Source organism: Phycobacter sedimenti (assembly GCF_038148855.1).
GTDB lineage: Bacteria > Pseudomonadota > Alphaproteobacteria > Rhodobacterales > Rhodobacteraceae > Phycobacter > Phycobacter sedimenti.
This window is the reverse complement of sequence record NZ_JBBVGR010000008.1, coordinates 109048-122354: the sequence shown is the minus strand read 5'-3', so window position 1 is coordinate 122354 and position 13307 is coordinate 109048. Positions and strand designations below refer to the sequence as shown.

Below are 13307 nucleotides of genomic sequence, written 5' to 3'. Positions count from 1 at the left end.
AAACACCGGGCAGCGAAACGGCTGCCCGGTGTTTTTGTTTCGATATGCTGGTTCTGATCAGAACCGTCGGCGCCAGGGGCGCAGCAGCAGCCCCAGAGACAGCAACAAAGCCCAGATCGCCGCAGGCAGCGGCACCGGAGAAGCAGCTGCCACCGTCGTTGTGGGAGCGGAAGAAGTCACCGGCGGGAAGAACGGAGTGCCGCGCCCAACGCCACCAGTTCCACCTCCACCAGTCACAGGTGCCCCCGGAGCAGCGCCCCCGCCGGTTCCGCCAAAGGGCGTTCCACCGATATCCCCGAAACCGCCAAGGCCGGTGCCACCAAACCCGCCAAAGGCTGCCAATCCATTGCCTGTGAACAAGTTGGTCACGCCGTCGAGGGCTGCAAGCTCTTCTGCGCCGAAACTGTTGAACGCAGGGCAGGCTCGTGCCAGCGGCGCACAGCCACCGGCAATGTTCCCATCATCGGTTATGGTCAAAGGCGACAATGTCTGCAGTGTCTCGTCCACGTAGACTTCACCCAGGTTCCGCGCCACGTACATCCCGGCGCGTGCACCGCGTGAAGGAGACAAAAGAACCAACGAAATGGAGCCTGTTTCCGAGCGGGCATAGGCAGCGATTTGACCGTCGTCGTTTATGGATTCTGCCCGAATAAGCGTGAAACCGTCGGGCAACGGGCCAACAAGACGCGTATTAAGGTCAATCGCTTCACTGCCGTCTCGTAGCCAGATCACGGCTCTGGCGGGGTCGCCCGTAACGGAGCCGACCACGTCACCATCAGAATTGACGCCCAGGGCTTCGCTTGGAGATCCATCTGGCGTGGTCAAAAGCCGCGCTGGTTCCTGATCGCGCCAGATATAGCCTTGCGACACGCCGGATGTTCTGGCCTGACCAATCACATACCCACCGGCGGATGCGGATTTGGCCGTTTCCGGTGCGGCATCACCGATATTGGGCAGTAGCTTTAGTTCGCCACCTGGCGTCCAGACAAAAGCGATCTGGCGTTCTTCACCATTCACCACTTGACGGGCGATACCCACGATATCACCCGAGGGCGAAATGTCGCTCGCCTCTGTCAGGATGACCCCTTGGGGCGGTTTGGCCAGGGTGTTGATGTCCTGAAAACCCGCTTCGGTCCAAAGACCGGCCCGGCGACCATCCGAGTCTTCCTGCCATCCGGCAAAAACACTGCCAGTGGCATTGACTGCCGTCACGCTTGTCCGCGCGCCGGGCGCAGCATTGAACAACACGACACCATTCTGAGGATCCCAGCTGAAGGCCGCACTCTGCTGTTCGCCGGTCAACACACCGATAACAAGGTTGCCGTTGAACGCATCGGACGCATTGCCGCTGGTCAGACCCAGTGGCAATGCGCCAAGATCCCGAAAACCACCGTCTGGAGACCATGTGAAAGGTCTCTGACCCGCGAACAAGGCGGCCTGTTCTGGCGTGACTTCAACAGACGAAGACTGAGCAGGCTGGGTTGCGGCGAGCCCCGCCAAGGGTAGCAGCGCTGCGACACAAAGCACCCCAGCGCCAAGCGACAGGGTATTTGTACGGGATTCACTGCGACGACGGCCAATTATCGACATGATATTCTCTGTAGACTCAATTAAACAACTTTCTGAACTTTAGCACCGAAATACCCCAGATCGCATTCAATTAATGCAAAATTTTGGACATATTGTATAAAAACCTCTCTCGCCGGAGGGAAAAACACTGGATCGTTGCCAAAAACAGGGCCAATCCCGGTTTCAAACCTGGCCAGGACCGGCTGCACGGGTCGGCAGGCTGATTCCCTCAGGCGAACCCCTGAACGCCAGAACACAGCGAAACAAACAATGAGGCAGTTTGGTGAAATGATCTCCGCCGGATTTGGAAAAATCCTGAGGTACTGCACCACCAGAGTGCTCCGGCGTGGTCCGGCACTCATGGATCTGACCCCGGACCATCCGCTTTACGTGATCGGAGATATCCATGGGCGGTTCGACCTGTTGCAGGCACTGTTGCATCGCCTGTCCCCGGATATCCCCATCGTGTGTGTTGGGGATTATGTCGACCGCGGGGAGGACAGCGCCGGGGTTCTGCGCTTCCTTTGTAACCGCAAGGATATCATTTGCCTGAAGGGCAACCATGAAGACATGCTGCTTCAGTTTCTCGACAGGCCACTGCAGGACGGCGCACGATGGCTCCGTAACGGTGGGCCGCAGACTCTGGCCAGTTTCGGCGTCTCTCCTCCCATGGACCTGTCGGACGAAAAAGCCATGAGTGCAGCCAGCGCGGCGCTTCGCGATGCCATGGGTAAAGACCTGGTCGAATGGATACGCGATCTGCCTTTGTGGCACCAAAGCGGAAATGTGTTTGTGACCCATGCCGGCGCTGATCCAGCCCTGCCCGTTGCAGACCAGGATCCCCGCCACCTGTTGTGGGGCCATCCTGCCTTTCTGAAGCAATGGCGGACCGATGGCATCTGGATCGTGCATGGCCATACCATCGTCAATGAAGCCGCCATAGATCGGGGACGCATTTCCATCGACACTGGCGCCTATGCAACGGGTCGGCTTACCGCCGTAAGAATCGACACAGGCAAAGCAGAGAGTCTGGTTACCCACCTTCCTTGATGTGAAATGGCAGGCGGCTGCCATGATCCGCGTGCAGCGGGAGGCTCTGTTCGGACATGGACCGAAGCACATTTGCAGGTTCATCAAGACCTGCAGGATTACCAGATTGACGAACCTCCCGATGCCTCAAGCTGTCGCTCGAACGGTCTGCAGACATGTGGATTATGAATTTTTGAGCGAATGCGTTCCAGTGGCTCAACAATAATCGCCGACGTGAATGTGGAGGGTTTAAAATTTCGCCAAACCAGAGTAGCCACTAGGCAAATGTTAGATGAAAAAGGTTTTCGTGGTGCAGATTGAAGAGACGCCGATTGCGGGGCTGAAGATACTGACACCTGCCCGATTTGGAGACGCACGCGGCTTTTTCAGCGAAAGCTGGAACCGCAAGCGCATGGCCGATCATGGGCTGAATTTGGACTTTGTGCAGGACAATCATTCCCTGTCTGCGCAGGTTGGCACCCTGAGGGGCCTCCACTTCCAGTCGCCTCCTCATGCCCAGGACAAACTGGTGCGCTGCGGGCGCGGGGCGCTTTATGATGTGGCGGTGGACATCCGCAAGGGTTCGCCCACCTACGGGCAGCATTTCGGCATTGAGCTCTCGGCGGAGAACGGAAAGCAGTTGCTGGTGCCCAAGGGGTTCCTGCATGGCTTCATCACCCGTGCGCCCGACACCGAGATCATCTACAAATGCACCGATTACTACGCACCCGAATGCGATGGTGCGGTGGCCTGGGACAGCTGCGGCATCGACTGGGGTTTTGACGGCACGCCGGTTCTCTCGGAAAAGGACGCCGCCGCCGCCGCACTGGCTGATTTCGACAGCCCCTTCACCTGGGAAGGAGAGGCCGCATGAAGATCCTCGTGACGGGTGGTGCCGGCTTTATCGGATCCGCCGTGGTACGGCTGGCGATTTCGCGCGGTCATCAGGTGGTAAACCTCGATGCTCTGACCTATGCCGCCTGCCTGGAAAACGTGGCCGAGGCGGCGAAGAGCCCGAATTACGCCTTCGAACAGGCCGATATTCGCGACCGTGCCGCGCTGGACCGGGTCTTCGAGACGCACCGCCCCGATGCCGTGATGCATCTGGCCGCCGAAAGCCATGTGGACCGCTCGATCGACGGCCCCGGCGATTTCATCGACACCAATATCACCGGCACCTTCAACATGCTGGAGGCGGCGCGCAAATTCTGGGTGCAGGCCGGGCGGCCCGAAGACTTTCGCTTTCATCATATCTCGACCGACGAGGTCTACGGATCTCTGCCCAGCGATCCAGAGGTGATGTTCACCGAAGAAACCGCCTATGATCCGCGCTCGCCCTATTCCGCCTCCAAGGCCGCCAGCGATCACCTGGTGCGCGCCTGGGCTGAAACCTATGGCCTGCCGGTGGTGCTGACCAATTGTTCGAACAACTACGGCCCTTATCATTTCCCGGAAAAGCTGATCCCTGTGGTGATCCTAAACGCGCTGGCCGGCAAGCCGCTGCCGATCTATGGCGATGGCTCCAACATCCGCGACTGGCTTTTCGTTGAAGACCACGCCGATGCTCTGCTTCTAGTGCTGGAGAAGGGTGTGCTGGGGCGATCTTACAATATCGGCGGCGAGAATGAGCGCACCAACCTTGAGCTGGTACAGACGCTTTGCACCATTCTGGACGAGAAGCGCCCGCGCAGTGATGGAAAATCCTACGCCGAGCAGATCACCTTCGTGACCGACCGTCCGGGCCATGACGCGCGCTATGCCATCGACCCCTCCCGCATCCGCGACGAACTGGGCTGGCGGCCGTCGGTCACGGTCGAAGAGGGGCTGGCCAAAACCGTCCAGTGGTACCTCGACAACGAGGCCTGGTGGCGTCCCCTGCAGGCCCGCCATGGCGTCGGGCAGCGGCTGGGAAAAGGAGCGTAGACCGTGAGTGGTAGCAAGAGTGAAGTCAACGAGAGGCGTCTGTTCCTGCACGTTGGCACTCATAAAACCGGCACAACATCCTTCCAGGCCGCCCTGTGTTCCATGGCACCGCAGCTCCGGCGCACGGGGTTCGAGGTTCTCCATGGAAAACCCATCGCCCGCAAAGGTTCGGCCAATGCATTCCTGCTGGCGAACTGCTTTATCCGGCCAAGCCTGAAAACCAGTCCCCGCCTGCTGCGCAATGCGCCGCTGCCGGATGAGGCCAATACCAACCGCGTCATGGCTGGGTTGACAAAGATGGTCGAGGCCAGCACGGCCCGGGATTTTGTCATATCGAGTGAGGAATTCTGCCTGCTTCGCACGCCGGAAGAGGCCACTTTGCTGCGGCATCACCTGACACCCTTGTTTTCCGAGATTGTCCCGATCCTGTGTTTGCGCTCGAAGGAAGCCTGGGCCGCATCACGGGAAAACCAGCTCAAGAAAACATCGGTGACCCCTTTGCTTGAGGAGGTGTCGGATGCGGAAAGCACGAACGGAAGCTGGTACTATCAGACGGATGAGCTTCGTGCCTTCTGGGAAGGCATCGGTGATCTGATTGTCATTGACTATGACGCTGTGCTTCAACGGGACGGGTCCGTCTTCCCGGCCTTGTTCGGGGCAATCGGGCAAACCCCACCAGATACATCAAAGGAATGGCTCAATCGCCGGGACACCTTCGCCAGCAGGATGCGCCGGAACCTCTCGAACATCAAACAACGCCTGCTGGGGTAGTCACGTCACACGGACCTGGGGCGGATGAGCGCAGAACGGCTCAAGCCCAAGACCTTGTGAAACGGAAAATGGACTGATCACAGACCAGAATGAAAGGGAGCCGCACGTTTGACCATTCTCACCTTTGGCAAGACCGGACAGTTGGCCCGCGAACTGGCGGCCCATGACGGTGTCATCTGTCTGGGTCGGGATGCGGCGGATCTGGCCGAGCCAGAAGCCTGCGCTGCAGCGATCCACGCCCATGCCCCCAAGGCGGTGATCAATGCCGCTGCCTATACGGCGGTCGACCGGGCCGAGGACGAAGAAGAACTGGCCACCGTGATCAACGCCGTGGCCCCTGCTGCGATGGCACGGGCCTGCGCTGATCTGGGCATCCCCTTTGTGACTGTATCCACTGACTATGTCTTTGACGGCAGCGGAGATGCGCCCTGGCAGCCAGATGATGCAACAGGCCCCCTTGGCGCCTATGGGCGCAGTAAACTGGTGGGCGAAGAAGCCGTGCGCGCGGCGGGCGGGGTGCATGCGATCCTGCGCACCTCCTGGGTTGTTTCGGCCCATGGCAACAACTTCGTCAAGACCATGCTGCGGCTTGGCAAGGACCGCGACCGTCTTACCATTGTTGCCGACCAGGTCGGCGCCCCGACCCCGGCGCGCGATATCGCAGCCGCTTGCCTCAAGATGGCCGAACAACTGATCGATGAGCCGTCCAAAAGCGGCATCTATCACCTGTCGGGCCAGCCCGATACCAACTGGGCCGACTTCGCGCGCGAGATTTTTTCCCGCGCCGGTTTGTCCTGCGAAGTGGTGGATATCCCCTCAAGCGATTACCCCACTCCGGCGCAGCGACCTCTGAATTCAAGGCTCGATTGCACCACGCTGGCAACTGCTTTTGGCATTTCCCGCCCCGATTGGCGCGCGGGCCTGGATGAGATTTTAAAGGATTTGGGAGAGAGCGCATGACAGCACATGGCACCACGCGGAAAGGAATCATCCTGGCGGGGGGCTCTGGCACCCGGCTCTACCCGATCACCATGGGCGTGTCGAAGCAGCTGCTTCCGATCTACGACAAGCCGATGATCTACTACCCGCTGTCGGTTCTGATGCTGGCCGGGATCCGCGAGATCTGCGTGATCACCACGCCGCAGGATCAGGAGCAGTTCCAGCGCACGCTGGGAGACGGTAGTCAATGGGGCGTGTCGCTGAGCTACGTGGTGCAGCCCAGCCCAGACGGGTTGGCGCAGGCCTATATCCTGGCCGAGGACTTCCTGGATGGTGCCCCGTCTGCGTTGGTCCTTGGGGACAACATCTTCTTTGGCCACGGGTTGCCGAAACTGCTTGCGGCGGCGGGTGAACAGGGCGCGGGCGGGACGGTCTTCGGCTATCACGTGGCCGATCCCGAACGTTATGGTGTGGTTGCCTTTGACGGAAACGGCACGGCGCGCCAGATCATCGAAAAGCCTGAATCTCCGCCCTCGAACTATGCAGTCACGGGTCTCTATTTCCTTGACGGATCCGCCCCCGAACGCGCGCGCCGGGTGCAGCCTTCGCCGAGGGGCGAGCTGGAGATCACCGATCTTTTGCAGATGTATCTCGATGAAGGCGCCCTCAGGGTGGAAACCATGGGTCGCGGCTATGCCTGGCTTGATACCGGCACCCATGGCTCGCTGTTGGATGCGGGCAATTTCGTGCGCACATTGACCAAACGCCAGGGGCTCCAGACCGGCTGCCTTGAGGAGATCGCCTATGAGGCGGGCTGGATCAACGACCAGGAGCTTCAGGCCCGCGCGGATCTGTTCAAGAAGAACGACTACGGTGCCTATCTGGAACGCTTGCTAAAACCCTGACCGGCGGAGCAGCGGTGGTTTTGGGTTGCCCGGAAGGTGCGGGTCCCGCCGCTGCGCCTGAATACTGGAAGTCGTCTGGTGACAGTTTTTTAGCCCCATTCGCTCACAGGGGCGAGCGGAAGACTTGCCGCATATCTCGCCTGTGGTGGCGAGATATGCTTTTTTTAAGTCCGATCAGGGCTCATCCGTGTGGGCTGCCGTCTCAGTGGCCGGTAGCCTTGAACACAACACCCACCGTTTTGACCAGAATCATCGCGTCTGTCTTTGCCGACAGGTCGTTCAGATATTTTCTGTCATAGGTGGCACGCTCTTCGAATGTACTTTCGTTGCGCGCGCTCACCTGCCAGGCACCAGTGATGCCGGGGTTCATCTCGAAGTAGTCCTTGGACGGGTAGAGGTCTTTCTGGCAGACCATCATGGGCCGCGGACCGACGAGGCTCATGTCGCCGACCAGCACATTCCACAGTTGCGGAAGCTCATCCAGAGACGTCTTTCTGATCAAGCGGCCGATCTTTGTAATGCGCGGATCTTTCTTCAGCTTCTGATTCAGGCGCCACTCTGCGTCCGCTTCCGGATTGGACGCCAGATAGGCTTCAAGCTTCTGGTCAGCATCGACGACCATGGAGCGCAGCTTCCACATGCGATAAGAGCGCCCACCCCGTCCGAGACGGAGCTGAGAGTAGAGCGGGTTTCCGCCGTCCAGCGCGATCAAAAGCATGATGGGAAAGAGCAGGATGATCACGATCGGAGCGGACATCAAAACGAGAGAAATATCGACAGCCCGCTTTCCGAAGCGGCGATAAAATCCATGATTATTGGCTTTTCGCCCACCGAGCTCGGAATAAGTTTCCGAGTTTCGAAGTGTTGCGGAGAAATCTTGCATTTTCAAAACCTTATTTATCTATCAAAACAACCAGAGCCGGGCCTGAAGCTGCCTGCCCTAGGTAGCTCTGCACTCGTATATCATCAAATTAATTCTAATTTTTATGATTTTTGAGATCAATGGTTAACTATTGGGTTTGAAGCAAATCGGGGTGGTTGTGCTGCTTTCTAAGGCCCTTCGTCGACCGGAAACCAAACGACTTCTCCCTATGGGTGTTTTTGGCTCGAAAGATTCTACTGCAGAAGGCCTCAAAGCAGGATTTCGGGCCCCCGGCGCGTTGGCACTTGTCCATCTTTGACCCGTTCAAAGGGAATCGACAGGCAACACGGGAATCGATGGACAACGGATGCCTGGCGGCGACTGCATGACCGAACGGGTGATATGCCTTGATGGGCAGTGATCCTCAAAGAACCGCGAGTTCCAGAAAACGCCCGAACCTGTTTTTCAATGCATGCCCGATGTCGCCATGCTGGCGCGCTGTTCCCGCAGCATCGTCGGCAGGCGATTTCCTCCACAACACATGCGTTCTGCGCTAGCTTTCATCCTCATCGCCCGGATGGGACGGAACTGCGGAAAAGTCACGACAGACCGTTGTGCCATCCCTCCGATCAGCGCGGTTGTCGGAAGACGATTCCACCTCGGAAGCGGAGGCTGCTATGGCGCATCTTAGTAAACTTAGAACTAAGGGCCAAGATTTCGCCACAGGTTTAGCCCGAAGGTTTCAGCTTGCCTCGATAGCAATCGTTTCGAACAGAAATTCTTCTACGAGGATTGGGTAATGGAACATGCGGCAAAGAAGACGGTTTCGCCCCGGAAGACTACGTTGATCTCAGGGCTGCTTTCCAGGATTGGTCGGTCGATTGCGGCCGCTGCGGTGATCGGCGCCACGTGCCTTGCGGCCAGCAGCACCCCAGTCAATGCGGCCGCTGCCAGAGCCTACGTCGTGCAGAATGACCGCGGTGGCTACATCAGTGATCGCCTGCGAGAGTTGCGCAACCTCGAGGCATCCGGACGCCGCGTCGAAATTCGGGGTCAGATCTGCTATTCGACCTGCACCATGTTGCTGGGGCTTCCGAACACCTGTGTATCCCCGCATACGCAATTCGGGTTCCACGGTCCCTCCAAAAACGGTCAACGGCTGTCGCCGGATCGCTTCGACTTCTATTCACGCGTCATCGCTCAGTATTACCCGCCCAAACTGAACGCCTGGTACATCAAGACTGGCCGCAACAAGATCGACGGGATCTATCGTATCTCCGGCCGTGACATCATCAATATGGGCGTACAGGCTTGCTGATCAGCAAGCGTCGCCAGAGTGTCCGGAACAGTTTCCTGGCAGATCTGCCGACGAGATGAAAGTTGTTATGAGTTTTTGGGAATGGTGCCCAGGAGAGGACTCGAACCTCCACGTCCGTACGGACACTAGCACCTGAAGCTAGCGCGTCTACCAATTCCGCCACCTGGGCAGGTGTCGTGCAGCGGCGTATACGCATGGGGCGTGCAGCCGTCAAACGGAATTTTGCCGAAGCTGGACAACTCACAACAGATATCTTTGCGTCAAACCTTTTGGAGATCAGGTGCCGAGGGCCTCAAACCCTGCGCAAAACCCGCGATTTATGATGAAACTGCAACGCAGGGTGTGATTTGCGCCTTGTTTGACAGCGGCCGGACCGGTAGATCGGAACCAGAGCAAATTGCAGGAGCCAACAGATGTCCAAACTGGTTACGATCTATGGCGGATCCGGTTTTGTCGGTCGTTACATCGCGCGCCGCATGGCCAAGGAAGGCTGGCGCGTGCGCGTCGCCGTGCGCCGCCCGAACGAGGCGATGCATGTGAAGCCCTACGGGGTGCCCGGCCAGGTCGAGCCGGTCTTCTGCAACATCCGCGACGATGCCTCGGTCGCGGCTGTGATGCAGGGAGCCGATGCTGTCGTAAACTGCGTCGGAGTTCTGAACGAGCTTGGCAAGAACACATTTGACGCGGTTCAGGCCGAAGGTGCTGGACGTATCGCCCGTATCGCGGCCGATCAGGGCGTCGGTCAGATGGTGCATATCTCGGCGATCGGCGCGGATGCCGACAGCGACAGTCAATATGCCCGGACCAAGGCCGCTGGCGAAGCCGCCGTGCAAGAGGCCTTTGCGGGCGCGGTGATCCTGCGCCCCTCGATCATTTTTGGGACCGAAGATCAGTTCTTCAACCGCTTTGCCGGGATGACCCGCCTCTCGCCGATTCTTCCGATTGCCGGCGGCTCCACCCGCTTCCAGCCGGTTTATGTGGATGATGTGGCCCGTGCAGCTGTGGCTGGCGTATTGGGCAAGGCGGAACCGGGAATTTACGAGCTGGGCGGCCCTCAGGTCAAAACCTTTGAAGAGCTGATGCAGGACATGCTTGCGGTGATTCACCGCCGCCGCATCGTGGTCTCGCTGCCGCGTTTCGTAGCCGGAATCATCGCGCTTGGCTTTGATATCCTTCAGTTCGTCAGCTTCCAGCTGATCGAGAACAAGGTGCTGACACGTGACCAGCTCAGGAACCTTGGGCGTGATAATGTCGTGTCCGACGGTGCCAAAGGCTTTGCGGATCTCGGGATTGAACCCTCGCTGATGGGCCCTGTCCTGCCCGACTACCTGTGGAAGTTCCGCCCCTCGGGCCAGTATGACGAAATGACCGCCTCAGCCCGCAACCTGCGCGGCGACGCCTGATCCCAACGCAGGCAGGTGGTAGCGAATAGGGCGCGGGGCTTTGGCTCCGCGCCTTCTTCTTTACCTGATGGACCGCTTTAGCTGTAGGCAACCGCCAGCAGAATGACCCCGAGGATGACCCGGTAGATCACATAGGGCGTAAAGCTGACGGAGCGCAAAAGCCGCATCATCAGGGTCAGCGCAGCCAATGCAGACAGAAAGGCGAAGGCAGCGGCAATCAACCCATCCCGCATCAATGCGGTGTTGGCCTCCACCGCGACCTCGGCGCCCAGCAGGATACCCGAGGCAAGGATGGTGGGAATGGACATCAGCATGGCGATCCGCGCGCCCTCGGTCCGGGTGTAGCCAAGCTGCCGCGCGCCGGTGATGGTGATACCCGACCGCGAGGTTCCCGGGATCAGCGCGATCATCTGCCACAGCCCCATGATCAGCGCGTCGCGCAGCCCCCAGTCGCGGCCCGTCTTGACCTCGGCGCCTTTCTGGTCGGCGATATAAAGCACGATCCCAAAGATCAGCATGGTCCATCCGATCACGGCGGTGGAGCGCAGCATGTCGCTGAGGCCGGTGAAATGGAGAACAGCGCCCAGGATCACCGTTGGAATAGTGGCAATGATCAGACCCAGGGCCAGGCGTGCGCCTTCGGTATCCGCACGTCCAAGAAAGAGACGCGGCAAGCCCAGAAGACCAGTGCGGACATCCTGCCAGAAATAGATGATCACCGCAGCCAGTGTGCCCACGTGAACCGCAACATCGATGACCTGTCCCTGGTCTTCCAGGCCGCTCAGCGCCGGAAGCAGAATCAGGTGCCCCGAAGAGGATATCGGCAGAAATTCCGTTACCCCCTGGAGAAGGGCCACCAGAACGAGGTGAAACAATGACATGGCTGGCTGCTCCTATACGGCCGGGAACGGCCTAAATGCGCTTTTTGCTTAGTGAATCTGTTCCCGAATGGGAAGCTCATGGTTTGGGTCCGGTTCGGTCCTAAAATTGCTGTACATTTCCGCTGCGACGAGTATCAGGAGTTAACAGCTGACAAAATAGGTCAGCACAGTTGACTTTTAATCCGCCGCGCTTCGAACTATGACACTCGTAGCAAGCTAATAAGGGAGTCCACCCGTGGCCAAGCAACCGATGCTCAAATTCGTGAAAATCGAACGCGACATGCCCGAAAAGCGGGCCGCCGAAGATCGCAAGGAAGACTTCCACGAGATCTACGCCGAGTTCGCCGCCGCCAAGGCCGAAGAGCAGGCCAGCCGCTGCAGCCAGTGCGGCGTGCCCTATTGCCAGTCCCACTGCCCGCTGCACAACAACATCCCCGACTGGCTGCGTCTGACCGCAACCGGACGGCTGGAAGAGGCCTATGAGACCAGCCAGGCCACCAACACCTTCCCCGAGATCTGTGGTCGCATCTGCCCGCAGGACCGCCTGTGCGAAGGCAACTGCGTGATCGAGCAGTCCGGCCACGGCACCGTCACCATTGGCGCCGTCGAGAAATACATCACCGACACCGCCTGGGAGCAGGGCTGGGTCAAGCCCGTTGCCCCGCTGCAAGAACGCAGCGAAAGTGTCGGCATCATCGGTGCCGGCCCCGGCGGTCTGGCGGCCGCCGACATGTTGCGCCGCGCTGGCGTTCAGGTCACGATCTATGACCGCTATGACCGCGCGGGCGGCCTGCTGACCTACGGCATCCCCGGCTTCAAGCTGGAAAAAGACGTGGTCATGCGCCGCAACAAGCTGCTTGAGGACAGCGGCGTGACCTTTGTCATGAACTGCAACGTGGGCGAGGATATCTCCTTCGAGGACATTCGCGGCAAGCATGACGCGGTGATCATCGCCACCGGTGTTTACAAGTCCCGCGATCTCGCCATGCCCGGTAGCGGCGCTGTCGGCATCGTCAAGGCGATCGACTTCCTGACTGCGTCCAACAAACGCAGCTTTGGCGACACCGTGCCGGAGTTCGAAAGCGGTGAGCTGAACGCCGAAGGCAAGAAGGTCGTGGTGATCGGCGGTGGAGATACGGCGATGGACTGCGTGCGCACCTCGATCCGCGAAGGGGCGACCTCGGTCAAATGTCTGTATCGCCGCGACCGTGCCAACATGCCCGGCTCGCAGCGTGAAACCCAGAACGCCGAAGAAGAAGGCGTGGTCTTTGAATGGCTGTCCGCGCCCAAAGGGTTCGTGGATAACGGTGGCAAGGTCTCTGGCGTGATGGTGCAGAAGATGCGCCTTGGCGCCCCCGATGCCACCGGCCGTCAGGCCCCCGAAGTGATCGAAGGTGCCGACTACGTGGAAGAGGCGGATCTGGTGATCAAGGCGCTGGGCTTTGAGCCCGAAGACCTGCCGACCCTCTGGGGGCAGCCGGAACTGCCGGTCACCCGCTGGGGCACCGTCAAGGCCGAGTTCACGACCGGCGCGACCGATCTGCCGGGTGTCTACGCGGTGGGCGACATCGTGCGCGGTGCCAGCCTGGTGGTCTGGGCCATCAAGGACGGCCGCGACTGCGCCGAGGCGATCATCGAACGGTTCAACGCAAAAGCTGCCGTGGCAGCGGAATAACAACAGACTTCGGTCTCAAACGGTTGCGCGCC

The 13307-nt window shown here is 59.4% G+C and carries 13 protein-coding genes and 1 tRNA gene; 9 read left to right on the top strand and 5 right to left on the bottom strand.

The genetic code is table 11. The features are described from left to right. Positions 1-57: 57 nt before the first annotated feature. Together AADA15_RS15155 and AADA15_RS15150 are read right to left on the bottom strand one after the other, a co-directional pair. The gene (locus AADA15_RS15155; protein ID WP_341642397.1) at positions 58-1590 is read right to left on the bottom strand and encodes a hypothetical protein; all 1533 of its coding nucleotides are present in this window, start codon (positions 1588-1590) and stop codon (positions 58-60) included. A 20-nt stretch (positions 1591-1610) separates the two neighbouring features. Continuing rightward, a complete protein-coding gene (locus AADA15_RS15150) occupies positions 1611-1901 on the bottom strand; it encodes a hypothetical protein (protein ID WP_341642396.1) in 291 nt (96 codons plus the stop codon). A gap of 28 nt (positions 1902-1929) precedes the next feature. On the opposite strand from AADA15_RS15150, the gene AADA15_RS15145 reads away from it, so the two are divergent. From AADA15_RS15145 to rfbA, 6 genes are all read left to right on the top strand, one after another. Then, a complete protein-coding gene (locus AADA15_RS15145) occupies positions 1930-2619 on the top strand; it encodes a metallophosphoesterase family protein (protein ID WP_341642395.1) in 690 nt (229 codons plus the stop codon). 271 nt (positions 2620-2890) lie between these two features. Then, positions 2891-3472, top strand: coding sequence for a dTDP-4-dehydrorhamnose 3,5-epimerase (gene rfbC, locus AADA15_RS15140; protein ID WP_437343205.1), 582 nt, complete (start codon positions 2891-2893; stop codon positions 3470-3472). Next, positions 3469-4521, top strand: coding sequence for a dTDP-glucose 4,6-dehydratase (gene rfbB / locus AADA15_RS15135; RefSeq protein ID WP_341642394.1), 1053 nt, complete (start codon positions 3469-3471; stop codon positions 4519-4521). The genes rfbC and rfbB overlap by 4 nt, the downstream gene beginning before the upstream one ends. 3 nt (positions 4522-4524) lie before the next feature. Next, the gene (locus AADA15_RS15130; protein ID WP_341642393.1) at positions 4525-5292 is read left to right on the top strand and encodes a hypothetical protein; all 768 of its coding nucleotides are present in this window, start codon (positions 4525-4527) and stop codon (positions 5290-5292) included. A gap of 108 nt (positions 5293-5400) precedes the next feature. Next, complete coding sequence (rfbD, locus tag AADA15_RS15125; protein WP_341642392.1) at positions 5401-6252, top strand: dTDP-4-dehydrorhamnose reductase; 852 nt, start codon at positions 5401-5403, stop codon at positions 6250-6252. Continuing rightward, the gene (rfbA, locus tag AADA15_RS15120) at positions 6249-7136 is read left to right on the top strand and encodes a glucose-1-phosphate thymidylyltransferase RfbA (RefSeq protein WP_341642391.1); all 888 of its coding nucleotides are present in this window, start codon (positions 6249-6251) and stop codon (positions 7134-7136) included. Before rfbD ends, rfbA begins: the two co-directional genes overlap by 4 nt. A gap of 202 nt (positions 7137-7338) precedes the next feature. Here the strand turns inward: rfbA and AADA15_RS15115 are convergent, their stop codons facing one another. Beyond that, entirely contained in the window at positions 7339-8019 is a 681-nt protein-coding gene (locus AADA15_RS15115) for a sugar transferase (protein WP_341642390.1), read from the bottom strand. A gap of 778 nt (positions 8020-8797) precedes the next feature. Between AADA15_RS15115 and AADA15_RS15110 the strand changes: the two genes are divergently transcribed. Further along, complete coding sequence (locus tag AADA15_RS15110; protein WP_341642389.1) at positions 8798-9316, top strand: hypothetical protein; 519 nt, start codon at positions 8798-8800, stop codon at positions 9314-9316. Positions 9317-9398: 82 nt separating this feature from the next. Here the strand turns inward: AADA15_RS15110 and AADA15_RS15105 are convergent. Further along, positions 9399-9485, bottom strand: a tRNA-Leu gene (locus AADA15_RS15105). A 244-nt stretch (positions 9486-9729) separates the two neighbouring features. Here AADA15_RS15105 and AADA15_RS15100 point away from each other — a divergent pair. Continuing rightward, positions 9730-10719 (top strand): complex I NDUFA9 subunit family protein, encoded by a 990-nt coding sequence (locus AADA15_RS15100; protein WP_341642388.1) that lies wholly within the window; start codon positions 9730-9732, stop codon positions 10717-10719. A gap of 77 nt (positions 10720-10796) precedes the next feature. Here AADA15_RS15100 and AADA15_RS15095 read toward each other — a convergent pair whose 3' ends face one another. Further along, positions 10797-11600 (bottom strand): undecaprenyl-diphosphate phosphatase, encoded by an 804-nt coding sequence (locus tag AADA15_RS15095; protein ID WP_341642387.1) that lies wholly within the window; start codon positions 11598-11600, stop codon positions 10797-10799. Between the two features lie 235 nt (positions 11601-11835). Here AADA15_RS15095 and AADA15_RS15090 point away from each other — a divergent pair, with 235 nt between their 5' ends. Then, on the top strand, positions 11836-13275 hold the full coding sequence (locus AADA15_RS15090) for an NAD(P)-dependent oxidoreductase (protein WP_341642386.1): 1440 nt from the start codon (positions 11836-11838) through the stop codon (positions 13273-13275). The last annotated feature ends 32 nt before the right edge of the window (positions 13276-13307 follow it).

Excerpts from the sequence above, each read along its gene's own strand:
- AADA15_RS15155 (WP_341642397.1), bottom strand. The coding sequence starts at position 1,590 with ATGTCGATAATTGGCCGTCGTCGCAGTGAATCCCGTACAAATACCCTG.
- AADA15_RS15145 (WP_341642395.1), top strand. The coding sequence starts at position 1,930 with ATGGATCTGACCCCGGACCATCCGCTTTACGTGATCGGAGATATCCAT.
- rfbC (WP_437343205.1), top strand. The coding sequence starts at position 2,891 with ATGAAAAAGGTTTTCGTGGTGCAGATTGAAGAGACGCCGATTGCGGGG.
- rfbB (WP_341642394.1), top strand. The coding sequence starts at position 3,469 with ATGAAGATCCTCGTGACGGGTGGTGCCGGCTTTATCGGATCCGCCGTG.
- rfbA (WP_341642391.1), top strand. The coding sequence starts at position 6,249 with ATGACAGCACATGGCACCACGCGGAAAGGAATCATCCTGGCGGGGGGC.
- AADA15_RS15115 (WP_341642390.1), bottom strand. The coding sequence starts at position 8,019 with ATGCAAGATTTCTCCGCAACACTTCGAAACTCGGAAACTTATTCCGAG.
- AADA15_RS15110 (WP_341642389.1), top strand. The coding sequence starts at position 8,798 with ATGGAACATGCGGCAAAGAAGACGGTTTCGCCCCGGAAGACTACGTTG.
- AADA15_RS15100 (WP_341642388.1), top strand. The coding sequence starts at position 9,730 with ATGTCCAAACTGGTTACGATCTATGGCGGATCCGGTTTTGTCGGTCGT.
- AADA15_RS15095 (WP_341642387.1), bottom strand. The coding sequence starts at position 11,600 with ATGTCATTGTTTCACCTCGTTCTGGTGGCCCTTCTCCAGGGGGTAACG.